Below are 22,303 nucleotides of genomic sequence, written 5' to 3'. Positions count from 1 at the left end.
CTATGATAAATGATCCGAGGGCGATATAGGGTCTCTAGGGTTGAAATCCGCTAATCGTCCGCCGGACTGGACCGGGTCGCCTCGGGGCACAGTTCGCGAGCGCGCTCGAGGATCGTCTCGGCTTCGCGTTCCGAGACGCCGTCGGGCCCGAACGCCGCCCGTTCGTACCCCTCGGTGACGTCCCGGAGCGGGGCCGACTCCGTCTCCGAGTCCGACGACCGGTCGCTGTATCGGCGGTAGAACTCCCAGTGAGTCAGGGCGCCGGACGCGGCGAACCGCGACTCGAGGGTGCCTCGAACGGCGGCGTAGCAGTCCCGAACGGCGTCGTTCGGATCGCCGCTCGAGAGCCGCTCGCTCGCTCGCGACAGGAGCGCTCGGGTCGACGCGGGGTCGGGCGTCTCGGGCGCCGTCGGCGCGTCCCCGTCGGCCTCGTCCGAATCGCCCGGTGCTGATTCCGGTGACGACGCCGACGCTCGGTCGCGATACCAGTAGCCGCCGGCGCCGACGGCCGCGGCGAACAGTCCGAGCGCCAGCCAGGCCCACGTGGGCAACAGCGAATCGCTGGCAGCGGGGAACGAGACCGTCGTCGCGGCCTCCGCCCGCGCCAGGTTGGTCTCCTCGTCGTCGTGGACGGCGACCAGTTGCACCTCGCCGGTAGCCGTCTCCTCGGGGACCGTGACCGAGGCGCCAAACGCGCCGTCCGCGTCGGTCGAGACCGTCTCGAGAACCGTTCCGTCGGCGACGATTCGAACCGATTGCCCGTCGACCCCGCCGCCGGCCGCCTCGAGCGTGCCGTTAACTGTGACCTCCCGATCGCCGGTGGGGCTCGCGGAGATGGAGAGCTCTGGCTCCGTTTCCGCGACGGTCACCGTCGTCGAGTCGGCGACGCTCGCGAGCGCTCGATCCTCGAAGGGGAGGGAAACCCGGAGGTCGCGCTCGCCGGACGGAACGTCCGCCGGCACCGTCGAATTACCGGTGGTTTCCCCGTCGCTGGCGCCGAACAGTCCGAGCGACGTCCCGTCGATCGAGAGAACGACCGGAACGTCGTCGACTCGTTCGTCGCCCACGCGGAGATCGTAGTCGACGGCGACGCGATCGCCGTACGCGACGGTGTCGGGCTCGACGTCCGAGACCGTCAGCGTCGGCTCGACCTGTTCGATATCGACCGGGACGCTGGTCTCGCTCCCGAGATACACCGACTCGTTCTCGGGGACGTACTCGACCGTCACCGCGTCGGCCGACAGCGGCACGGAGATCGGCCGGTACTCGAGGTCGAACGACCCGGTCTCGTCCGTCTCGGTTCGAAGCGTCTGATTCCCGACCTTGAGACGGATCTCCTCGTTCGCGATCGGCGTCCCGTCTTCGGTTTCGATCGTGCCGCTCGCGGCGAGCGGGTCGGTAAACGAGATCTCCTCGGTCGTCGACTCGATCGTCAGCTCCGTTTCGACGAACGACTCGTCGCGAATAGCCTCCTGTTCGGTCTGGACCTCCTCGTTTACGTCTTCGATCTCCGCCGCGGCGTCGCTCAGGTCGATATCGCTGTCGTTGCTGATCGCACCGTAGTGGTCCCGGACGTTTTGACTCGAGTCCCCGATCTCCTCGGCCAGCGACTCGAGTTCGCGGGCGAGTTCGCGGGCGCGTTCCTCGTCGCCCGCGTCGCGGGCCGCCTCGTACTCTTCTTTCGTCTCCTCGTACTCGCTGACCGCGTCGGTCATCTGTTCCTGTTCGCTCTGGGCTTCGTCGAAGGCTTCGGCCCGTTCGGCGTCGCCGGTCACCTCGACGTACTGCTCGAGCCTGTCGTTGTACCCCTCCCCGACGAACTCGCTCGCGAGTTCGGCCTCGCCCTCGCTGAGCTCGATCGCCCCCTTTTCGAGCTGTCCCGACAGTTTGCCGGAGAGCCACCGCTCGAGTTCGGCCTGGTCGGTCCCTTCGTCGTACTCGTCGGGATTTCGGTGGCGAACCGTGTCGTTGTCCGCGTCGTCGCCGTCGGCGTCCGGCGTCTCCTGTTGGGCCGCGACGCTGGCGGTCGCCGATCCGCTGTCGACGCCGTTCGCGGAATCGGCGGCGATTCCGCTTCCCGTTGCGGTAAGGGGCAGGCAAACGAGCAGAAGGGCGAGGACGAGCGTTCGACCGACGGCGATTGTCACAGGGGTTCGATTTACCGCCCACGACAAAAAACTATTCTCTCCGCGAGACTGACAGCTCGCGCGCGATCAACGCGAACGAATATCAACACATCGGTCGGACTCGTTCGCTGCAGTCGCCGGACACCAGTAGCTTCAACAAGATTCACGGAGACCGGTCGCACATGAAACCCACGCGCCGACTGTGGGCCGTCGCGAGCCTCGCGGCCTTTCTCGCGGGCGTCGCAGTCGTTACTGCCCGCCCGCTCCTCCTCGGCGGTGCCGGGCTGGTCGGCTCGTGGATCGTCGCGCGCCAGTATCGGTTCTACCGCGCGCTCGAGGAGACGGTCGACGCGCTGGCCGTCGAGCAGTCGGCCGTCCGCGCCGGCGTTCGAACGGGCGATACCGTTCCGGTGACTCTCTCGGCGAGGCTGGCCTCACCGTCGCCGCTCGCCGTCGCGATCGAGGCCGGGCTCCCGACGACCGCCGTGGCCGACGAATCCTTCTCGCTGTCCCTCGATCCGTCGACGTCCGCGACCACCCGAACGGTCGACGTCTCGTGGCCGGTCGCGGGCCGCCACCGGTTTGACGAACCGACTGTGACCGCGACGGACGGATTCCTCCGCGAGACGGTGTCGCTCGGAACGACCTCGACGGTCACCGTCGAGCCCCGCGGTCCGCGAACCATCCACGTCGGCGAGGGCGGCGATCGGATCACGATGGCCTACGGCGAACACGAGGCCGGTCGTCTCGGGTCGGGGATCGAACCCGCGGAACTCCGCGAGTACATGCCCGGCGACACGGCCGACCGGATCGACTGGAAGGCCACGGCCAGGCTGGCGACGCCTCACGTCCGCGAGTACGAGGCCGAGACCGACCGACGGACGCTACTGGTCGTCGACCACCGCGGCTCGCTGGCGACGGGGCGGCCGGACGAAACCGAACTCGACTACCTCCGCGACGTCGCGCTCGCGACGGCCGCGAGCGCGCGCCGACTCGGCGACCCCGTTGGACTGCGTACCGTCGGCGACGAGGGGATCACGTTTCGCCTCGACCCGACGGCGACGCCGGTGGCGTACGATCGGATCCGGCGTCGATTGCTCGACCTGGAGCCGACGGTCGATCCGACGACGCTCGACGGAAGCGGCCGAGAGGGGCGGCGGAGACGGACCCCAACACCCCGGGGCGGCGGCTTCACCGCGGCCGACGCCCGGGCGAAACGCATCGGCCTCGGGGACGACGACGACCCGTTCGCTTCGACCCTTCGCCCGTTCTACGCCGCGCGGGAGGGCTACCGCGAACGCATCGAATCGGATCCGCTCTACGGCGCCGTCAAGCGTGCCCACAGCGGCAACACCGAGGGGCTCTGGACGATCCTCTTCACCGACGACTCGCGGCCGGCGGAGCTCCGCGAGACGGTCAAACTCGCCCGCGGCAACGGCAACTCGGTGCTGGTGCTGCTCGCGCCGACGGTGCTCTACGAATCCGACGGTCTCGCGGACGTCGAGGACGCCTACGATCGCTACGTCGAGTTCGAGAACCTGCGTCGCGACCTCGCCCGGATGCCCCGCGTGACCGCCCTCGAGGTCGGCCCGCGGGATCGCCTCTCGACGATCCTCTCGGACGGCCGCGCCGCTCGAGGTGAGCGCGCGTGAGCCCGGAACCGACCGCCGGTCCGGCGACCGGGAGCGAGCGTCGCCGGCCGGTGATCGGTGCGCTCGCCGTCCTCACCGCGGCGCTGGCGCTCCTCGCCGGACCGACCGGCGCGGTGGCCGGCTTCGCGACGGCGCTGACCTGGTACGGGCTCGGGACGCCGTACGCGCTCGCGGCCGGACACGTCGTGCTCGCGGCCGCGTTCCCGGACGGGATCGGCCTCGAGACGTTCCTGCTCGTCGAACTCGCGTTCGTCGCGGTCCTGCTCGCCGCCGTCGTGCGGACCTCGACGGCGCTACGCGACGCCGCCGTCGTTCTCGCCAGCGCGATCGCGTTCGTGGGGACGGGCTGGATCGTCGCCGATTCTCGATCCGTCTGGACCGCCGCGGGAACGCTCCTTCTCGTCGTGGCGCTCGCGGCTTACGCCCTCCACCGGTACGAACTCGTCAGTCTCGGGCTCGTCCCCGACGCCGTCGAAACCGCCCCGGATGCAGACGCAGACCCCGATTCATCGACCCATGAGCAGTAACAACATCGATACGACCGAGTCGTCCGCGTCGCCGGCAGCCGCCTCGAGCGCCGCCGGAGATGCGGACGCTGAGACTGAGACAGTCACCGACGCGGACGCAGCGACCGAACCGACCGACGGCGACGACCGGCGGGAACTCGCCGCGCAGGTCGAACTCCTCGCCGACGAGAACCGACGGCTGCGCGAGGAGTACGTCCGCGCCCGTCAGTCCCGGTATCGAGCCACCGCGATCGGTCTCGCCGCGATCGGGGCCGTCGCCGTCCTGGGAAGCGTCGCCTTCCCCGACGCGCGGGAGGTGCTCGTCGCGCTCGGGGCGACCGGGCTCTTCGGCGCCCTGCTGACCTACTACCTCACGCCCAGCCGGTTCGTCGCGGCCGACGTGGGCGAACGCGTCTACACCGCCTCGACCGCGAACGTCGCCGCGATCGGCGACGAACTCGGCCTCCGCGACGAGCGGGTGTACCTCCCTGGCGAGGCGGCGCCGGCCCGGCTCTACGTCCCCCAGCACGCCGACTACTCGCTCCCCGACGAGCGCGCCGGCCCGATCGTCGTCGACGACGACTCCCGTGGCCTCTTGCTCGAGGCGACCGGGGCCGAACTCTTCCGGCCGTTCGAGCGGGCGCTGACCGGCGATCTCGCCGCCGACCCGACGCCGCTGGCCGCCCAGTTGACCGACGGCCTCGTCGAGCAGTTCGAACTCGCACGAAGCGCCGAGGCCGACGTCGACGCCGGCGACGGGCGCGCCACGATCGCGGTCAGCGACAGCGCGTTCGGCCCGATCGATCGCTTCGATCACCCGATCCCCTCCTTCCTCGCCGTCGGCTTCGCCGCCGGCCTCGAGGAGCCGGTCCGACTGGAGATCGCGCCGGGCGACGACCGGGCCGACTGGTTAGTCACCTGCCGGTGGGACCTCGAGTCCGACGCCGAAGGCGATACGGCGGCCGCTGGCGATGTGGAGACGACGGCGGATGCGGAGACGACAGCGCAGTAATCGAAGGAACGGAACGAGGCGAGTTACACTCGCGTTCAGTATACTCTCGCAAGTGGTCGCTCGTGCACCTTCGTCAACGTATCCTCCCTCGCCGTGAACGACGGTTGCTCGCTAGTCGTTTCCGTTCTCCTCTAGTGGATTAGTGGCTCGAAATCCGTCGGTGTAGACGGTCAGCAATCTCTCCTCGCGATTTCCAAGGAGAAGCCACACTAGAGCGAGATATAGCGCGATCAAGCGCTGTACGGCGATTCGTCAGCGTCCTTCTCTGACGGGTATTACGTCCGGTCTGCCCGCATCGAATCGGTCAACGACGGCACGGTCAATATCGAGGGACCGTCCGTCGAGTTCGACGTCGTGACCGATACTGGCGAACTGGTTCGGTACACAGGAACGCCGTGTGACGACAGTCTCTGAGCGACGTCCGAGACCTCGCCGTTCGAGAGCGATTCGATGGCGTAGGCGACATCGGCGAGCAGCGGGCCAACACGGTACTCGACGATGAATATTTGAGCCAGGTATTTGACGTGATATGCCTGTACTAGTGTACTAGGGTTGTTCAATCGTCATCCGTCCGAGGCTGACCGTTTACTACGTACACTAGTTACCCAATCGCTCTATTCGGATGTAACGGAACCGTGTGTGACTGGAGATGTCTCGAGTCCATCGCCGAAAATCGAACGCCAAGAGACGAGTCGCCACTCGACGGGGACCGCTCGACCGACTACTCTCGATTCGTTCCGCCGTCGCTCACCGGCTGTAGTTCGATGGCTTCCGCGCCCGGCGGCGTCACCGAATCGACGACGTCCGCGACGACGTCGGCGGGCGCCACGTCACTCAGGTCGGCGTCAGTGCTCAACACGAGTCGGTGAGCGAGGATCGACTCGGTTAGAGCCTTCACGTCGTCAGGGATGACGTACTCGCGGCCGTGGATCGCGGCCCGCGCCTTCGCGCCGTCGAGAAACGCCAGCGACGCTCGAGGCGAGGCCCCGTGGGTGACGTCGGGGTGGTCCCGAGTCGCCGCGACGAGATCGAGGACGTACTCCTTGATCGGCTCGGCGACGTAGACCTCGGAGACGGTCTCCCGCGCCGCGAGGAAGTCCGACACCGCGACGACCTGGTCGACCGTCTCGGGGCCGAGGTCGGGATCGTCGTCGAACCGCTCGAGCAGCTCGCGTTCGTCGCCTCGACCGGGGAGATCGACGGTGAGTTTGAACTGGAAGCGGTCGCGCTGGGCCTCCGGCAGTTCGAAGACACCCTCCATCTCGATCGGGTTCTGCGTCGCGACGACCATGAAGGGCGTCGGCAGGGCCAGCGTCTCGCCCTCGATCGTCACGCGCCGTTCCTGCATCGCCTCGAGCAGCGCCGACTGGGTCTTCGGCGTCGCGCGGTTGATCTCGTCGGCGACGACCATGTTGGCGAAGATCGGCCCGCGCTGGAGTTCGAACGTACCGCGGGATTCCCGGTAGACGTGAGTCCCCGTGATGTCCGCCGGCAGGATGTCCGGCGTCATCTGGATACGGTTGTAGTCGAGGCCGGTAACGCGGGCGAACAGGTTCGCGAGCGTCGTCTTCGCGACGCCCGGAACGCCCTCGAGGAGGACGTGACCTCGCGTGAACAGCGCGATCGTGAGGTGTTCGATCGCCGATTCGTTACCGATCAGCACTCGGCCCATCTCTTCGCGGACGGCGTTGTAGATACGCTCGGCATCAGGATCGCCCATGGGACTGCCGTCGACGGGGTCGTCGCCGTTCATTGATCGTCCGGTTCCATATCGTCACGGTTAAGCGCTGCTATCACGCGGCGGACACGATCCTCGTCCCAGTCGGGGTGGCGGTCCCGGAGCGCGGCCGCACGGCGCTCGTCGACGTCGCCCGCCGACGGCACGGCGATCGACGCGTCGGCCGGGTCGTTCCGGCGGACGAGTCGCGTCCAGACGTGCTCGAGCGACGGGCGGAGGCGACGACGCGAGAGGGTCGCGATGCCGGCGATTCCCGTGGCGCCGAGGAGGACCTGCAACAGCGGCAGTTCGCGGACCGTCAGGACCGCGCTGGTCAACGGCGGCAGATCTTCGGAGTGGGAGAGATCGATCAGCACGTGGTCAGCGTCGGCTGACAGCCGCTGTAAGAACGCCGCGTTATCGGGTTCGTCGATCATCGCGTTGATGGCGATACTCGGATCACCGACGACGACGACCTGCCCCTCCGAGACGTTCTCGACCGCCGCGACGGGATAGCTGTCGAGCGTCTCGTCGTCGTCGAGTTCGTCGTCGCCGTCGACGTCGCGGTAGGCGTACTCGCTGGTCCGGACGAGCACGGTCGCCTCCTCCTCGTCCGTCTCGAGCGCGGAGGCGTAGTTGAGCGTCAACTGGTCGACCCCCTCGGTGTAGGTGTGATTCTCGACGCCCGTCGCGACCGGCATCGTTGGCCCGCGGTAGTACTCCTGTTCGTCCCGGAGTACGGCGCCGTCGGTTCGCGTCTCGGCGCCGACGTCGGCCAGCAATTGGTTTCCGTTCGTCCCGAAGTTCTCGAGGACGACGAGGGTCCCGCCGTTATCGACGAACCGCCGGAGCCGATCCACGTCCTCGTCCCCGTACGTCTCGTCGGGGGCGACGACGAACGCGACCGTCTCGTTGGGCTCGTAGTCGTCGTATCGCGCCGTGTCTCGGACCAGTTCGCTCTCGACGCCCGGTTCCGACGCGGTCTGCTGTCGGAGCTCGGACATACCGTCCCAGGACGGATTGTAGGGGCCGAACGCGGCCGACGAAGTCGCGGCGGCGACGAGCAGTCCGGCGAGCACAGTGACCGACAGCGCGACGAGCAGCACGCGGGGCCAGTCGAGTCCCCCGCCGTCGCGGAGCCACTCGCGGAGCGTCATGGGCTCACCTCCGCTGGGACCCGCGCACCCGGCGGTCGGCCGACCGGCGAGCCGTCGGCAGCGATCGCTACCACGGCAACACCTCCGGTGGCAGGATCTCGAGAATCCGGCGGACGACGACGACCGCGAAGCCGACGAGGCCGAGCGCGATGAGCCACCGGAGGCGACGGCGCCAGTCGGGCGTGACCGAGAACGGCGCCGTCAGTTCGGTGACAATCAGCAGGCCGATCAGCGAGAGCACGAAGAACAGCTCGTATGAGAACGATCCGAGCAGCGAGAGCGCGAGGACGGCCGCGAGCATCCAGGCGAGCTGTCCCCGGATGAATCGCATGCGTCGATGTGTCGGCATCTAGTACCGGAGGCGACGCCGGCCACCGTAAACCCTCGGGGTTTCGTCGGCGGATGATTGGACGGTCGGGTCCGTCGATAGATACCGATTCGTGCGGGGCGTGAGCGGTCTCGAGGGAAACTCGAGCGATCTACCGATCTCGCTCGACGCTCTCTCCGGGCCGCGTCGTCGCGCCGGTCGTGAGTTTCAGTCCGGGCGAGAGACTCGAGTTGATCCCCGTTTTCACGTCGTCGCCGGCGACGACGCCGAACTTGCGCCGGCCCGTCGAGATGCGCTCGCCCTTGACGGTGAACTCGATGTCGGCGTCGTCGTGGCGGAGGTTCGCGACGTTCGTCCCCGCGCCGAAGTTGACGTCGCGCCCGAGGACGCTGTCGCCGACGTACGAGAGGTGGCTGACCGAGGTGCCGCGGGAGACGACGCTGTTCTTTACCTCGACGGCGTGGCCGATCTCCGCGTCTTCGCCGATCAGCGTCGCGCCGCGGACGTAGGCATTGGGGCCGACCTCGGCGCCCGAGCGGATCAGCGCCGGGCCCTCGACGACGACACCCGGCTCAACCGTCGCGCCCTCTTCGACGACCACGTCGCCCTCGAGGTGGGCGTCGTCGCTGACCCGGCCGTCGATCCGGCGGTCGAGCTCGGCGATCTTCCACTCGTTGGCCTCGAGGAGCTCCCAGGGGCGGCCGACGTCGAGCCACCGATCGAGCGTGACCGGCGTCACGTCGAACTCCTCGATCACGCTCGCCAGCACATCGGTGATCTCGTGTTCGCCGCGCTCGCTTTCGGGGACCTCGAGCCACTCGCGAGCGCGTTCGGGGAACGCGTAGGCGCCGGCGTTGGCGAGGTTCGTCGGCGGCTTCGACGGCTTCTCGACGATGCCGGTGACCGAGTCGCCGTCGGTGCTGAGGACGCCGTAGTTGCGCGGCTCGTCGACGGCGATCGCGCAGACGGCCGGACAGTGCTCGAAGAGGCGATCGACCGCCGCCGGATCGTAGAGATTGTCGCCGTTGAGAACGGCGAACGGGCCGTCGATGTGCTCTCGAGCGGTGTTGACGGCGTGGGCCGTCCCGGCCTGTTCGGTCTGGACGGCGTAGGAGATCGGCGTGCCGCGATATTTCTCGCCGAAGTAGTCGCGGACGGTCTCGCCCTCGTAGCCGATCACGAGGATGATCTCGTCGGCGCCGGCGTCGATCGCCGCGTCGATCGTGTGGGCCACGAGCGGGCGGTCAGCGACCGGCAGCATCGGTTTCGGGATCGAATCCGAGAGCGGTCGAATGCGCGTACCCTGACCCGCCGCGAGAACGACTGCTTTCATGTGTGCGGACGATTCCATGACCTCTCGGATAAGCGGTTCGCTCCCTCGCGGGGAGATCCAGTTCTCGAGCTGACAGCAGGGCGTCGTCGACCCCTACTCGGATCGAAGCGTGGCGCGATCACCGCCGGTAACTCGCTTCGACAGCAGCAGAACGATCACGAACGCGACCGCGGTGAGAACCATCGAGGCCAGCCGCGAGCCCCACTGACTCGGATCCGGAACTCCGGTCTGGTATATCAGGACGACCTCGAGCGTTACAGCGACGAGAACACCGCTGACGATATCGCGCCGGTCGAGGGTCAGTCGCTCGAGCATCGAGCCCATAATACTGATGTTCACGTGACAAGTAATAAAAATATACGGGATCGGTGCGCTCGTCGCTCCCCTAGTCCTCGGAGGTCGTGATATCCGCGGACAGCCCCTGGGCCATCTCGATGTCCTTTGAATTGTTCATCGTCCAGGCGGTGCGCTCGGTGACGGCCTCGATGGCCTCGCGTGCGCTGGGATAGCCGTTACCGGACTTCTTGACGCCGCCGAACGGTAGTTGCACTTCGGCGCCGATACACGGGAGGTTCGCGTACGCGAGCCCGAGGTCGGCCCGGTCGCGGAAGGCGTTGAGCTGGCGGTAGTCCTCGGAGATGACCGCTCCGGCCAGCCCGTAGGGGGTGTCGTTGTGGATCTCGAGGGCCCGTTCGATGTCGCCGTCGTACTCGATGAGCGCGACGTGGGGACCGAAACACTCCTCCTGCAGACAGCGCAGGTCGTCGTCGGCGTCGTAGTCGACCTCGTAGACGAACGGCCCGACCCAGTTGCCGTCTTCGTGTCCATCCGGAATCTCGCCGTCCTCGAGTTCGAAGCGGTCGACGAGCACCTCGGCGCCCTCCTCTCGAGCCAGGTCGTTATGCTGGCGGATCTTCTCGACGTGGTCGGGCTCGATCGCCGGGCCCATGAACGTGTCCTCCTCGAGGGGGTCGCCGACCGCGATCTTCTGCGCGACGTCGACGAACCGCTCTTTGAACTCGTCGTAGACGTCCGAGTGGACGACCAGGCGCTCGCTCGAGACGCAGCGCTGGCCGGTCGTCTTGAACGAACTCATCACGGCCGAGTGGACGGCGATGTCCAGATCCGCCTCCTCGGTGATGACGATCCCGTTCTTGCCACCCATCTCGCAGGCCGCGAGTTTGCCGGGCTCGTTGCCGACCTTGCCGGCGATCTCGTGGCCGACCTCCGCCGAGCCGGTAAAGAGGACCGTGTCGACGCGGCCGTCGTCGGTGATCGCCGCGCCGGCGTCGCCGTAGCCCTGCACCATGTTGAAGACGCCGTCGGGAATCCCGGAATCGTCCATCATCTCGGCGATGATCTGGCCGCACCACGGCGTCTGCTCGGCGGGCTTCCAGACGACCGTGTTGCCCTCCACGAGGGCGATGGCCATGTGCCAGAAGGGGATCGCGACGGGGAAGTTCCACGGCGTGATGCAGCCGACGACGCCCCGCGGTTTCCGTCGCATGTAGGCGTCCTTGCTGCCGATCTCGCTCGGCACCACGTCGCCGTGGGGGTGGCGCGCGTTGCCCGCCGCCCACTCGACCATGTGCCACGCTTCGGTCACGTCCGCCTTCCCCTCGGAGATCTCCTTGCCGCACTCCTTGGTGACGATCTCCCCTAACTCCTCGTGGCGATCCCGGAGTTCGTGGTAGATGTCCCAGAGGTACTCCGCGCGGTCGATATACGACAGTTCGCGCCACTCCTCGAAGGCGTCGTCCGCGGCCTCGAGAGCGGCGTCGACGTCGTCTTCGGTCCCGCGCTGAAACGTCGCCAGCGTCTCGCCGGTGGCCGGGTTTCGGCTCTCGAACGTCTCGTCTGCACCGTCGTCGGACTGCGTCCGACTGCTCGCGGGACCTCGTCCCGCGCTGTCAGTCCACTCGCCGCCGATGTAGTGGCCGTGCACCTGCTCGGTTGCTTGCTGGCTCATACGATATCGAACGGCGAGCGCGGTGAAAACACTGATGGTGGTTCACTCATGCCGTGATAGCGGTTCGCGCGCTCTGACGGCCGAACGCGGAGGACGACGACGCGGGAACCGACGCTACCGATCTTCCTCCTCGCCGCGCTCTTTGGTCACGGTCCGGTCGCCCTGGGGCGGCTGTCCGTCGTCGTCGGGGTGGCGCTCCGCCCCCGACTCCGTCATCTCGTCCGTTTCCGGCTCGAGGCCCTTTCCGGACCGCCCCTCGCCTTCGGCCGCCGTCTTCTCGCTTGGCGAATCGCCGGTCTCGGGACCCATGCCTCGCTGTTCGGACCCGGTATCCTCGTGGACGGTCGTCTCGTTGCGCTCGATGACGGGATCGGTCCCTTCCGCCGACTCCGAACCGGCGGAAACGTCGCGCTCGAGTCGGATCGCGTCCGATCCGACGTCACGAACGTCGTCCGCGTCGATAGGGACGACCTCCTCGGCGTCGCCGTCCCAGTCGAGGACCGCTTTGATCGACTCGATCGCCCCCGACTCGAGGTCGACGTACGCCGTGTCCGCGTCGGTCATCCTCACGACGCCGATCGAGTCGCCGTCGGCCGTCTCGACTCGTTTGTCGACGTCGTCGTCGGTGAACCCTGGGCTCATGTGCGCGCCTACTGCCAACGGCCGAAAGCCGGTGGTGCCTGCAGTGGCCGGCGATCGATCGGTCGCGAACGCGCGCTCGAGAAACGAACGGAAACTGGCTCGGTTACGGCGGAAGAACGAATCGACCACGACGGGACAGCGGGCGGTGCCGTCACGGCGGCCCGTTGCCGGGTGACCCGGCGTCGTCGGGCGGTCCGGCATCGTCCGGCGGCCCGGCGTCGTCGGGCGGACCGCTCTCGTCCGATCCGTCATCGTCGTCGAACGGATCGTCCGAGAACTCCGCGTCATCGAACAGCCCGTCGTCGGAGTCCGGTTCCTCGTCGTCGAACGGCCCATCGTCGGGGACATCCGGTCCGTCGCCGTCGAACGGATCGGACGGCTCTCCGTCGTCGAACGGTCCCGTCGGAACGTCGTCGTCCTCGGACGGCGGCTCGTCGTCGACGGCGGGATCGGTCTCGGGCTCGTCCGATTCGTCGCCGGGATCCGTCTCAGGTTCGGCCGATTCGTCGCCGGAATCGCTCGCGGGTTCGTCGTCGCTCGAGTCGTCGACACCGGTTTCGGACTCGCCGCCAGGATCCACCCCGTCGGACTCGTTGCTGGCGTTGGCTTCGTCGCTCTCGGCAATCGAGGACGCCGCGCTCGAGTCGTTCGCCGCCGTCTCGGCGTCGACGCCGTCCGGATCGTCGGCCGACTGCTCCGCGGGGTCGTCGTTGTCCGGGCCGATCGGATCGGGGCCGACGTCGGAGACGGCAACGACGCCGACCGCGAACGTCAGCAAGACGACGGCGAGGGTCACGAGCAACGTCCCGGTCGCCGGCGTCGAATCGTCGTCTGGAGCCATTCGTCGCTCGTTCGTTTCAGGCCCAGGGGCTTTGTTAATCTCACCCCACAACCTGCTGGTTCGCTCGCGGCCGCGAGCCGGAGCCGAGGGTCGTCGCCTCGAGGGCGGCGCTCGCGGCGAGTGGCGAACAATGATATGGCCGGCACGCCCAGTAGTCGGCAGGACTGCTCGCCACAATGACGACGCACTACGATCACGCGCAGGTCCAGGAGTTCTGGCAGTACGTCTGGGAGCGCGACGACGTCTACGAGCTTCCGGCGGATGCCGACGACCCCACGTACGTCCTCGGGATGTTCCCCTACACGTCGGGGACGCTCCACATGGGCCACGTGCGCAACTACGCGATCACCGACGCCTACGCGCGCTACCGGCGGATGCAGGGCGACGACGTGCTCCACCCAATGGGGTGGGACGCCTTCGGCCTGCCCGCCGAGAACGCCGCGTTCGAGCGCAAGACCGACCCCGAGTCCTGGACGCAGGCGTGTATCCGTCGCATGCGCGACGAACTCGAGACCATGGGCTTCGGCTACGACTGGTCCCGGGAGATCACGACCTGCGAGCCGGAGTACTACCGGTGGAACCAGTGGTTCTTCAAGCGGCTCTACGAGGAGGGGCTCGTCGAGTACGAGGGCGCGTCGGTCAACTGGTGTCCCGACTGCGAGACCGTTCTCGCGGCGGCCCAAGTCGAAGAGCGGGACGGCGAGCGCGTCTGCTGGCGCTGCGAGACGCCCGTCGGCCGGCGCGAACTCGACCAGTGGTTCTTCACGATCACCGACTACGCTGAGGAACTCCACGACGGACTCGAGGACCTCGAGGGGTGGCCCGACGGAGTCCGCGAGATCCAGCGCAACTGGATCGGCCGACAGGAGGGCGCGCGCATCGGGTTCGAGGTGAGCGAGGTGCCACGCGTTCGAGAATCGCAAAGCGATTCTCGCAGCCCATCAGAAGTGCAACGCACTTCTGAGGACACCTCGAACGGACGCGGCGAGGGGACCGAGTCGCGGGAGTCCGCCGGGCCCGATACCGACGGTGTCGGCGACGACGCGACGAGCACGGTCGACGTCTTCAGCACCCGTCCGGAGACGGTCTACGGCGCGACCTACCTCGCGGTCTCGCCCGGTCACGACCTCGCGGACGAACTCGCCGCCGCAGACGACGACGTCGCGGCGTACGTCGAGGACGTCCGCGAACGAGATCCCGGGGAGGTCGGCTTCTCGGGCGTCGAAACCGACGCGACCGCGACGCACCCGCTCACGGGCGAGGAACTCCCCGTCTACGTCGCCGGCTACGTCCTAGAGGACGTCGGCACCGGCGCCGTGATGGGCGTTCCGGCGCACAACGAGCGCGACCACGCGTTCGCGCTCGAGCACGACCTGTCGATCGAGGGCGTCGTCGCGCCGAAGGACGCGAGCATCGACGTCGATCTCGAAACGGACGCCTACACGGGCGAGGGAATCCTCGAGAACAGCGGCGAGTACAGCGGTCTCGAGAGCGGGACCGCCCGCGAGCGGCTCCTCGAGGAGGTCGCGGCGATCGAGGCAGACGTCACCTACCGGCTGCGCGACTGGCTGATCTCTCGCCAGCGGTACTGGGGGACGCCGATTCCGGTCGTCCACTGCGACGACTGCGGCCGCGTGCCGGTGCCCGACGAGGACCTGCCCATCGAGCTCCCGGAGTTCGTCCGGACGACCGGTAATCCGTTAGACGCCGCCGAGGAGTGGAAGCAGACGGTCTGCCCCGACTGCGGCGGGCCGGCCGAGCGGGAGACGGACACGATGGACACCTTCGTCGATTCCTCGTGGTACTTCCTGCGCTTCCTCTCGCCCGGCCTCGAGGACGCCCCCTTCGACACCGAACTGACCGACGACTGGCTGCCGGTCGACGTCTACGTCGGCGGCGAGGAACACGCCATCCTCCACCTGCTCTACACGCGCTTCTTCACGAAAGCGCTGGCCGATCTGGGGCTGCTCGAGCAGCGCGAACCGATTCGGGAGCTCAAGAGCCAGGGGACGGTGCTGTACGACGGCGAGAAGATGTCGAGTTCGAAGGGCAACGTCGTCGCGCCCCAGGAGTACGGCGCGGAGACGACGCGGCTGTTCGTCCTCTCGGCGGCCCACCCCGAGCAGGACTTCGAGTGGACCGCGAACAACGTCCGCGGCGCCTACGAACTCCAGCAGACCCTCTACGGGATGGCCTCGGCGTTCGTCGAGGAGGGCGACACGCGCGTCAAGCGACGGCCCCACGACGGCTATCTCGCCCGGGAGATCGACCGCACGATCGTCGCGGTTACCGACGAGTACGAGCGGTTCCGCTTCCACCGCGCCGCTACGGAGATCCGAGAACTGGCACGACTGCTCCGCCGATACCGGGAGTACGAACGACCCCACGGCGAGGTCTATCGACGTGGGCTGCTGACGCTTTCGGCGCTGATCGCGCCGATGGCGCCACACCTCGGCGAGGAGTGCTGGAACAAGCTCCGCGGCGAGGGACTGGTCGTCGAGGCCGACTGGCCGACCCCCGAGAGCGACGTCGCGGACTACCGACGCGAGCGCCGGCTGGTCGAGACGACGCTCGCGGACGTTCGCGATATCGTCGACACCGCGGCGATCGACGACCCCGAGCGGATCGATCTCGTCGTGGCCCAGGACTGGAAGTACGAGACGATCCGGCTGCTCCGGGACGATATCGACGAGTCGATCGAGGGGGCGGACACCGAGTCGCTCGTCGACCGAGTCCTCGAGGCCGGGGTCGACGCCGACCGCGAGACCGTCGCACCCTTCGTGGTCGACCTGCTCGAGCGCGGCGACCACACGGAACTCGAGGAGATCTCCGACGCCGCGTCGGAGCGCTCGATCCTCGAGCGCTCCGCCTGGCTGGTCACCGACGAGTTCGACGCCGACGTCACCGTGCGCCAGGCGACCGACGGCGACGAACTGGCGGAGGCGGCGCGGCCGGGCAAGCCGGCGATTCACATCAGTTAAGGATCGTATTCAGTATCAACAGGGAGACAATAGGGTGCGTCGACGGGACGGGGAATTCCGAGACCGATCGAACGTTCCCCGTCGAACGTCGACCTCCGAAAACCTTCGATATCGAAGGCTGACGGCCAAATTTCTGCCACAAGCGAGGTTAAGAAGGACAGTTTTATTCCATCGGATTCGGTAGGGTGGTACTATGACGGAGGGGGACGGCGATAGCGTCGACGCGTCATGTTGGAGATCGCCAAGCCGGACAGTTATCGAAGCCGTCGCTGAAGCCGAGGGTGTTTCACCCGAGGAGCTCCGGCCGCCGACGTACGCATCGCTCCACGACGTCGTCGATCCGGAAGCCTTGGACTCGCTGTTCGCGCCGCGGTCGAACGGGACGCCACGCCCCGACGGCGAGGTCTCGTTCCCGTTCTGTGGCTACCGGGTCACCATCGAGGCCGACGGATCCATAACGCTCGAGGAGGCAGGCGACCGGACCGAGTAGCCGTCGCCGGCCCGGCCGGTCGAGCCGAACGAAGCACGCTATTCGGACGGAAAGACTCTTTTCGACCAAGTGCGGTAGTACGGAGCAATGGAGAGCCACTACGAGGTCCTCGGGCTCTCGCCGACCGCCGACGAACGCGAGGTGCGGCGAGCCTACAGGACGCTGCTGAAGGAACACCATCCCGATCAGGGTGGCTCTCGAGAACGGTTTCTGCGGATCAAGGAGGCTTACGAGGCGCTCGTGGGCGAACGGCCCCCGACCGATCCGGAGCCGGACGGCGGCGTGGCCTCGCGCGTCGGCGACGGCTCGACGACGACGGCGAGCGATCCGACGTACGATCCGGACGCCGTCGACGTCGACGACCCCGGACACCAGGCACTCTCCGTCGACGGCGAGCAGCTCCGCCTGACGCTCGTGGGACTCGTCCAGCACGTCTCCCTCGAGCGACTCGTCGACGGCGTCCCGGCGGCGACCGACCGGACGGTCGCGTTCTTTCGCGTCCGGAACACGGGCTCGAGGGCAGTCTCCTGGGACGGCGCGGCGAACGCGAGTTTCATCGGCGACGACGGCTTCCTCTACCAGGGTTCGAATATCGTCTCGCCCCACGCCGATCGGCTGCCTGAGCGGTGGAGCGCGTCCGTCGCCGAGATCGGTCCCGGCCGGGCGCTCGACGCCGTGGTCATCGCGCAGGAACTCCCCGCGGACGTGACCGTCGAGCAGGTGGTGTACACCCACCACGCCGGCGAGGACGAGGCGGACGCCGACACCGAACGCTACCTCTTCGAACTGCGACCGCTCGTCCGCGAGCGCCTGAACCGGCTGCCGTACCGGTAGCGCGATCCAGCCGAACAGTTGCGAGACGGCAGCGGACGGACGTCGTTCCGGAATGGCAAGACAGATACGGGATTGCTCCCAACCGTCGACAATGGCAACCGCCGACGCGAGACGACGGCTTCGAGAGCAGCCGATCGGCGCCACGATCCTCCTGACGATTGTCGGCTACACGCTCGTCCTCGGAACGTTCCTCCTCGACGTCCCGATCTATCCGGATCTCTCCCTCGAGCAGGTCAACCTGCTCACGGACCTGATCGCGGTCAACAACGCGATCGCGACCGTCCTGCTGGCCGCGGGCTGGTACTGGATCCGGGCCGGCGAGATCGCGAAACACCGACTCGCGATGATCACCGCGTTCGGCCTGATCCTCGTGTTCCTCGTCCTCTACCTCCTCAAGGTCGGCGGCGGCGGCACGAAGGAGTTCGTCGGTCCGCAACTGGTGCGATACGCCTACCTGATCATGCTCGCGATCCACATTCTCCTCTCGATCGTCTCGGTCCCGGTCGTGCTGTACGCGCTGATTCTCGGCCTGACGCACACACCCGCGGAACTTCGCCGAACGGCCCACGCGCGGATCGGTCGCATCGCTGCCGGCGCCTGGATCCTGAGCCTCGTGCTCGGGGTCGTCACCAACCTGATGCTCAACCACATCTACGGCTACGAGTTCGCGATGGTGTTCGTCCCGCTGTTCTGAGCGGTCAGTCGGTTCTCCGTACCCCGTGTCAGTATTTTGGTCCTGGCGGTCGGACGGACCGTATGCAGATCCGCGGAAGCCTCTCACCGACGGCGATTGCTTCGTTTCTCGAGGAGTCGACAGTTCCGGTCCGCCTCTCCTGTCGAACGCCCGCAGACCATCTCTGGATGTGTTCGCTGTGGTATCGCCTCGAGGAAACGGACGCGGGAGCCGACTCGAGCGACCGCGACGGCTGGCGACTCCAGTGTGCTACGTCGGCGTCCGCCGACATCGTCTCGTTTCTCGAGGCCGATCCCGAGGTCGCGTTCGAAGTGTCGACGAACGACCCGCCGTACGCCGGCGTCAGGGGTCGCGGCACCGTATCGATCGAGCCCGATCCCGAGAAGGAGACGCTCCGGACGCTCCTCGAGCGGTATCTCGACGACACGGAGTCGGGGCTGGCTCGAGGGCTGTTGCGGGAGGAACGCGAAGAGGTGATGCTCACCGTCGAGCCAGCGGTGGTGTACGGTTGGGACTTCTCGGATCGAATGGGCGACTAAAAGTAGCAGCGGAGCGGGCGCAAGTAGCGGCGGGAAGACCGCGAGTACCGGCGCCGAGACGGGCTCGCGAACGTGAACGATTCAGTCCGTCCGCGGGATCGACCGCGCGCCGAGCGCGAACGCGACGACGGCGATAACGGCCAGCACGGCGAGGTTCGACAGCGCCGGATCGAGGCCGGCCACCCCAGTGACGTCTGCTTCTGGATAGGTCGCCGCCCGGACGCCGCGGGCGAAGTAGGTCAGCGGCGAGAGGTTCACCAGCGGTTCGAACCAGCCGGGAAGCTGCTCGAGCGAGACGAACGTCTCCGAGAGGAACAGTAAGGGAAGGCCGATGGCGTTGCTGGCGGCGACGGCGCCGTCCTGGGAGTCCGTGTAGCTGCCCAGCATCGCGCCGACGCCGCAGAAACAGACGACGCCGACGAGGATGTAGGGGACGAGTAGCAGGGAGAGCGCGATCTCGGCGCCCGTCAGGGCGACCACCATCGCGAGGATCAGCAGGCTCGCGAGGCCGATGATCACGGCGTTGACGGCGGTCTGGGCGAGCAGCCACTCGCCGCGAGTCAGCGGCGTCGTCGCGAGCTTCTCGAAGCGGTTGCCCTCGCGGTGGCGCGCGACCTCGCTGCCCATCCGCGACAGCGGCGTGAAGAGCACGACGACGGCGAGATAGCCCGGCACGTAGTAGGCCGCCGGCTCCGTGAACAGCCCTCCACCTGTCGGATCCGTCTGGACGAGCGCGCCGAAGATGGCGATCAGAATCACCGGGAAGAAGAACGTGAAGAAGACCGCCGTCCGGCGGCGGACGAACGACCGCCAGCCGGCGCCAGTCGCCGCGCGAACGCGACCGACTCGAGTCACGCCGTCTCACCCGCGCGAGCGAGGTCGTCGGCGTCCGTTTCGCCGTCGCCGTTCCCGCCGGCCCGACCGGTTCGATCGCGTTCCGTCGCGTCGGCAAGCGCGAGGTAGACGTCCTCTAAGTCGGGTTCGGCCCACGTCAGCCCGGAGTACTCGAGGCCGCGGTCCTCGAGGTAATCGACGACGGCCCCGATTTCGGCGGGCCCGATGTCGCGGACGACGAGCGCGCCGTCCGCCGTGGCTCCGCGGGGGCCGCGGCCGCGTGCCGGCCGTTCGACCGAATACTCGAGGTCGGCGAAGGCCTCGGGAGTCGCCGTCGTCGTGATCGTGAGGCGACTCGAGCCGCCGTGTTCGGCGACGAGCTCGGCGGGGGTGCCGCGGGCCACGACGGCCCCGTCGGCGAGCAGGCCGACGCGGTCGGCCAGCCGCTCGGCCTCGGCCATGTCGTGGGTCGTGAGGACGACGGTCGTCCCCGCGTCGGCGAGGTCCTCGATCAACCGCCAGACGGTGCGCCGACCGGCGGGATCGATGCCGGTCGTCGGCTCGTCCAGAAAGAGGACATCGGGGTCGTTGACCAGCGTCGCGCCGACGCAGACCCGGCGCTGCTGGCCGCCAGAGAGGTCCTCGTACCAGGTGTCGCCGGCGTCTGCGAGGCCAACGTCGTCGAGGACGGCGTCGGGGTCGCGGGGGTCGTCGTACAGGCCCGCGTAGTACTCGAGTAGTTCGCGGGCGTTCAGCCGATCCGGCGGCGAGAAGTCCTGCGGGAGGACGCCGAGTCGGTCCCGGTCGATCGCCGCCGGCGACTCGCCGAGCACGCGAGCCGTCCCCGAATCGGGCTCGGTCGTCCCCGTCAGCGCGCGCACGAGCGTCGTCTTCCCGGCCCCGTTCGGGCCGATCAGCGCGAAGACCTCGCCGGCGGAAACGGAGAGCGACGCCCCCGACAGCGCCGTCGTCTCGCCGTAGGTCTTCTCGAGGTCCGTCGCATCGACTACGGCAGTCATACGGGCGAGTTCCGGCGCGTCGGGGGTAAGGGGTTCGATTCGCGACTCGGTCGCGGACTCGAGTCGATCAGTCGGTCGTCGTCTCCGGCGCGGGCACCATCTCTGTCTCCGGATCCTCGACGACGTGGCGATCCGGCAGGTCGGGGGTGGGCTCGCGGCCGACCGTGAAGAACCGCTCGGTGCGGGTGAGCTCCTCCGTCGCAGGGCTCGGCTTCGTGATCCGCTCGAACTCGACGGCGACGCCCGCCGAATCGGACGCGCTCTCGGTCCCAGTCTCGTTCCGACCCTCGCTCGCTGACTCGGACGCGATGCGGACCGCGGCCAGCTGGTACGACGGGTAGAACACCGGCGGGAGGATGCCGATGATCCCGTCCCGACGGTGGAGGCGCTTGAGCCACGTGCCCGTGTTGACCAGCACGCCGCCGTCGACCTCCTTCAGCATCGGGCGGTGGGTGTGCCCGAAGCAGAAGATCGTCGTCTCCGGCTCGTCCGCGAAGACCTCGCGGGCCCGGTCCTCGTATGACCCGACCGGGTCGACGGTGAGTTCGGTCTCGAAGACGCCGAAGCGGTCGACCGTCTTCCTGATGTCCCGGCGGATGAAGTACAGCGGAATGCCCGCGAGCAAGAGCACGCCGACGACGGCGACGTTGAGCGTGAGGAGGAACCAGGCCGCGGTGCCGGCCCTGCCGAACTGTCCGAGGAACGCTTCCGTCTGGGTGACCGGCACCGACCAGATCCCCGCCAGATGCAGCCCCGCCAGCACCGCGAGGACGGCGCTGATGTTGAACAGCAACAGGAACGGCACCAGCGAGTACCGTAGCACCGGGTTCATCTCCCGGTAGAAGTACTTCGAGAAGAGCCAGATGGGCATCCGCTCGGTCGGCGTGACCGCCTGGACGTCCTTCAGCCAGTTATACCGCCCCCGGTCGGAGAGCTGGCCCGCCCGGCTCGTCACGAGCGTGTTGTAGTAGTAGCCGAGCGGCGTCGCGTGGGGGTTCCCCCAGTCCTCGATCTGATTGTTGGCGTCCTGCTGGTGGCCGTGCTCGAAGTGGATCGCCTGGTCGCCGACCGGCCTGGTGATCGACTGGTCCTGGACGAGGTCAACGTTGTACTGCGCGAAGCGGTCGACGTACTCGTCGTAGGCCGCGAGTTCGTGGTCGTGGTTCCCCGGCAACAGCGTGATGGGGATGTTCTCCCCGGTCGCCCGGAACTGCTCGAACAGCTCCGGATACGTCTCCGCTAAGACCTCGAACTTCTCGAGTCCCTCGACCGTCGTGAACTCCCAGAGCCCGAAGGCGTCGCCGTTGATGATCAGTTCGGCGTCCTCGTCGGTCCGTTCCAGCCGCTCGAGGAAGGAGCGCAATTCGTCTATGAACTCGACGTCCTCGAGCTGTTCGTCGCCGCCGATGTGGAGGTCGCTGATGACGTAGTAGACCCGATCATCGTCGCCGTCATCGGTCTCGGTGGCCATTCGTTCCCAGCCAGTGGCTCCACTTCGAAAGCTGTTGCCGTCTGTGTCTCACAGCGTACCGCGGTCGAGTCGACGGGTTCGAGCCGCGCTAACGAGATATGACGTATTTATTCGGAATATCACCACCGTACACGAAACGGGGGAGGGGTCGGGGTCGT

The 22,303-nt window shown here is 67.7% G+C and carries 20 protein-coding genes; 8 read left to right on the top strand and 12 right to left on the bottom strand.

Annotated elements, in window-relative coordinates; genetic code table 11:
• Nucleotides 1-50: 50 nt before the first annotated feature.
• Complete coding sequence (locus tag HTUR_RS05990; protein ID WP_012942407.1) at nucleotides 51-2,147, bottom strand: hypothetical protein; 2,097 nt, start codon at nucleotides 2,145-2,147, stop codon at nucleotides 51-53.
• 161 nt (nucleotides 2,148-2,308) lie between these two features.
• On the opposite strand from HTUR_RS05990, the gene HTUR_RS05985 reads away from it, so the two are divergent.
• The 3 genes from HTUR_RS05985 to HTUR_RS05975 are packed head-to-tail and all read left to right on the top strand — an operon-like array spanning nucleotide 2,309 to nucleotide 5,296.
• Nucleotides 2,309-3,778 carry a DUF58 domain-containing protein gene (locus HTUR_RS05985; protein ID WP_012942406.1) on the top strand — a complete coding sequence of 490 codons (1,470 nt, stop codon included), beginning with the start codon at nucleotides 2,309-2,311 and terminating at the stop codon, nucleotides 3,776-3,778.
• Complete coding sequence (locus HTUR_RS05980; RefSeq protein WP_049941628.1) at nucleotides 3,775-4,305, top strand: hypothetical protein; 531 nt, start codon at nucleotides 3,775-3,777, stop codon at nucleotides 4,303-4,305. Before HTUR_RS05985 ends, HTUR_RS05980 begins: the two co-directional genes overlap by 4 nt.
• A complete protein-coding gene (locus tag HTUR_RS05975; protein ID WP_012942404.1) occupies nucleotides 4,295-5,296 on the top strand; it encodes a hypothetical protein in 1,002 nt (333 codons plus the stop codon). The genes HTUR_RS05980 and HTUR_RS05975 overlap by 11 nt, the downstream gene beginning before the upstream one ends.
• 721 nt (nucleotides 5,297-6,017) lie before the next feature.
• On the opposite strand, the gene HTUR_RS05970 is transcribed toward HTUR_RS05975, so the two are convergent.
• From HTUR_RS05970 to HTUR_RS05935, 8 genes are all read right to left on the bottom strand, one after another.
• Entirely contained in the window at nucleotides 6,018-7,049 is a 1,032-nt protein-coding gene (locus HTUR_RS05970) for an AAA family ATPase (protein ID WP_012942403.1), read from the bottom strand.
• Entirely contained in the window at nucleotides 7,046-8,170 is a 1,125-nt protein-coding gene (locus HTUR_RS05965) for a DUF4350 domain-containing protein (protein WP_012942402.1), read from the bottom strand. The genes HTUR_RS05970 and HTUR_RS05965 overlap by 4 nt, the downstream gene beginning before the upstream one ends.
• A 67-nt stretch (nucleotides 8,171-8,237) precedes the next feature.
• The gene (locus tag HTUR_RS05960; protein ID WP_012942401.1) at nucleotides 8,238-8,501 is read right to left on the bottom strand and encodes a hypothetical protein; all 264 of its coding nucleotides are present in this window, start codon (nucleotides 8,499-8,501) and stop codon (nucleotides 8,238-8,240) included.
• A 148-nt stretch (nucleotides 8,502-8,649) separates the two neighbouring features.
• Nucleotides 8,650-9,831, bottom strand: a complete 1,182-nt coding sequence (gene glmU, locus HTUR_RS05955) for a bifunctional sugar-1-phosphate nucleotidylyltransferase/acetyltransferase (protein ID WP_012942400.1) — start codon at nucleotides 9,829-9,831, stop codon at nucleotides 8,650-8,652.
• A 93-nt stretch (nucleotides 9,832-9,924) separates the two neighbouring features.
• Nucleotides 9,925-10,155, bottom strand: coding sequence for a hypothetical protein (locus tag HTUR_RS05950; protein ID WP_012942399.1), 231 nt, complete (start codon nucleotides 10,153-10,155; stop codon nucleotides 9,925-9,927).
• 61 nt (nucleotides 10,156-10,216) lie between these two features.
• Entirely contained in the window at nucleotides 10,217-11,800 is a 1,584-nt protein-coding gene (locus HTUR_RS05945; RefSeq protein ID WP_012942398.1) for an aldehyde dehydrogenase family protein, read from the bottom strand.
• A gap of 114 nt (nucleotides 11,801-11,914) precedes the next feature.
• The gene (locus HTUR_RS05940; RefSeq protein ID WP_012942397.1) at nucleotides 11,915-12,442 is read right to left on the bottom strand and encodes a hypothetical protein; all 528 of its coding nucleotides are present in this window, start codon (nucleotides 12,440-12,442) and stop codon (nucleotides 11,915-11,917) included.
• Nucleotides 12,443-12,593: 151 nt separating this feature from the next.
• Complete coding sequence (locus HTUR_RS05935; protein ID WP_012942396.1) at nucleotides 12,594-13,283, bottom strand: hypothetical protein; 690 nt, start codon at nucleotides 13,281-13,283, stop codon at nucleotides 12,594-12,596.
• Between the two features lie 176 nt (nucleotides 13,284-13,459).
• Here HTUR_RS05935 and HTUR_RS05930 point away from each other — a divergent pair, with 176 nt between their 5' ends.
• The 5 genes from HTUR_RS05930 (at nucleotide 13,460) to HTUR_RS05910 (ending at nucleotide 18,821) form a co-directional block, all read left to right on the top strand.
• A complete protein-coding gene (locus tag HTUR_RS05930; protein ID WP_012942395.1) occupies nucleotides 13,460-16,264 on the top strand; it encodes a leucine--tRNA ligase in 2,805 nt (934 codons plus the stop codon).
• Nucleotides 16,265-16,457: 193 nt separating this feature from the next.
• Nucleotides 16,458-16,754 carry a HalOD1 output domain-containing protein gene (locus HTUR_RS05925; protein ID WP_012942394.1) on the top strand — a complete coding sequence of 99 codons (297 nt, stop codon included), beginning with the start codon at nucleotides 16,458-16,460 and terminating at the stop codon, nucleotides 16,752-16,754.
• Nucleotides 16,755-16,841: 87 nt separating this feature from the next.
• A complete protein-coding gene (locus tag HTUR_RS05920; RefSeq protein WP_012942393.1) occupies nucleotides 16,842-17,588 on the top strand; it encodes a J domain-containing protein in 747 nt (248 codons plus the stop codon).
• Between the two features lie 91 nt (nucleotides 17,589-17,679).
• Complete coding sequence (locus HTUR_RS05915) at nucleotides 17,680-18,282, top strand: DUF420 domain-containing protein (protein ID WP_012942392.1); 603 nt, start codon at nucleotides 17,680-17,682, stop codon at nucleotides 18,280-18,282.
• A 62-nt stretch (nucleotides 18,283-18,344) separates the two neighbouring features.
• Nucleotides 18,345-18,821 (top strand): hypothetical protein, encoded by a 477-nt coding sequence (locus HTUR_RS05910; RefSeq protein ID WP_012942391.1) that lies wholly within the window; start codon nucleotides 18,345-18,347, stop codon nucleotides 18,819-18,821.
• A gap of 81 nt (nucleotides 18,822-18,902) precedes the next feature.
• On the opposite strand, the gene HTUR_RS05905 is transcribed toward HTUR_RS05910, so the two are convergent.
• The 3 genes from HTUR_RS05905 to HTUR_RS05895 all read right to left on the bottom strand — a co-directional run bounded on the left by HTUR_RS05905 (nucleotide 18,903) and on the right by HTUR_RS05895 (nucleotide 22,145).
• A complete protein-coding gene (locus HTUR_RS05905) occupies nucleotides 18,903-19,676 on the bottom strand; it encodes an ABC transporter permease (protein WP_012942390.1) in 774 nt (257 codons plus the stop codon).
• Entirely contained in the window at nucleotides 19,673-20,674 is a 1,002-nt protein-coding gene (locus tag HTUR_RS05900) for an ABC transporter ATP-binding protein (protein WP_012942389.1), read from the bottom strand. Before HTUR_RS05900 ends, HTUR_RS05905 begins: the two co-directional genes overlap by 4 nt.
• 67 nt (nucleotides 20,675-20,741) lie before the next feature.
• Nucleotides 20,742-22,145 (bottom strand): metallophosphoesterase, encoded by a 1,404-nt coding sequence (locus HTUR_RS05895; protein ID WP_012942388.1) that lies wholly within the window; start codon nucleotides 22,143-22,145, stop codon nucleotides 20,742-20,744.
• Nucleotides 22,146-22,303 lie beyond the last annotated feature (158 nt).

Origin of the sequence: Haloterrigena turkmenica DSM 5511, assembly GCF_000025325.1 — an archaeon.
Lineage (GTDB): Archaea > Halobacteriota > Halobacteria > Halobacteriales > Natrialbaceae > Haloterrigena > Haloterrigena turkmenica.
This window is presented reverse-complemented; position numbering and strand designations above follow the sequence as displayed.

What these genes read in the sequence shown, in the direction of transcription:
- HTUR_RS05965 (WP_012942402.1), bottom strand. Translation starts at nt 8,170, where the DNA reads ATGACGCTCCGCGAGTGGCTCCGCGACGGCGGGGGACTCGACTGGCCC.
- HTUR_RS05920 (WP_012942393.1), top strand. Translation starts at nt 16,842, where the DNA reads ATGGAGAGCCACTACGAGGTCCTCGGGCTCTCGCCGACCGCCGACGAA.
- HTUR_RS05895 (WP_012942388.1), bottom strand. Translation starts at nt 22,145, where the DNA reads ATGGCCACCGAGACCGATGACGGCGACGATGATCGGGTCTACTACGTC.
- HTUR_RS05900 (WP_012942389.1), bottom strand. Translation starts at nt 20,674, where the DNA reads ATGACTGCCGTAGTCGATGCGACGGACCTCGAGAAGACCTACGGCGAG.
- HTUR_RS05925 (WP_012942394.1), top strand. Translation starts at nt 16,458, where the DNA reads ATGACGGAGGGGGACGGCGATAGCGTCGACGCGTCATGTTGGAGATCG.
- HTUR_RS05970 (WP_012942403.1), bottom strand. Translation starts at nt 7,049, where the DNA reads ATGAACGGCGACGACCCCGTCGACGGCAGTCCCATGGGCGATCCTGAT.
- HTUR_RS05930 (WP_012942395.1), top strand. Translation starts at nt 13,460, where the DNA reads ATGACGACGCACTACGATCACGCGCAGGTCCAGGAGTTCTGGCAGTAC.
- HTUR_RS05940 (WP_012942397.1), bottom strand. Translation starts at nt 12,442, where the DNA reads ATGAGCCCAGGGTTCACCGACGACGACGTCGACAAACGAGTCGAGACG.
- HTUR_RS05915 (WP_012942392.1), top strand. Translation starts at nt 17,680, where the DNA reads ATGGCAACCGCCGACGCGAGACGACGGCTTCGAGAGCAGCCGATCGGC.
- glmU (WP_012942400.1), bottom strand. Translation starts at nt 9,831, where the DNA reads ATGAAAGCAGTCGTTCTCGCGGCGGGTCAGGGTACGCGCATTCGACCG.
- HTUR_RS05985 (WP_012942406.1), top strand. Translation starts at nt 2,309, where the DNA reads ATGAAACCCACGCGCCGACTGTGGGCCGTCGCGAGCCTCGCGGCCTTT.
- HTUR_RS05950 (WP_012942399.1), bottom strand. Translation starts at nt 10,155, where the DNA reads ATGGGCTCGATGCTCGAGCGACTGACCCTCGACCGGCGCGATATCGTC.
- HTUR_RS05910 (WP_012942391.1), top strand. Translation starts at nt 18,345, where the DNA reads ATGCAGATCCGCGGAAGCCTCTCACCGACGGCGATTGCTTCGTTTCTC.
- HTUR_RS05945 (WP_012942398.1), bottom strand. Translation starts at nt 11,800, where the DNA reads ATGAGCCAGCAAGCAACCGAGCAGGTGCACGGCCACTACATCGGCGGC.
- HTUR_RS05975 (WP_012942404.1), top strand. Translation starts at nt 4,295, where the DNA reads ATGAGCAGTAACAACATCGATACGACCGAGTCGTCCGCGTCGCCGGCA.
- HTUR_RS05960 (WP_012942401.1), bottom strand. Translation starts at nt 8,501, where the DNA reads ATGCGATTCATCCGGGGACAGCTCGCCTGGATGCTCGCGGCCGTCCTC.
- HTUR_RS05935 (WP_012942396.1), bottom strand. Translation starts at nt 13,283, where the DNA reads ATGGCTCCAGACGACGATTCGACGCCGGCGACCGGGACGTTGCTCGTG.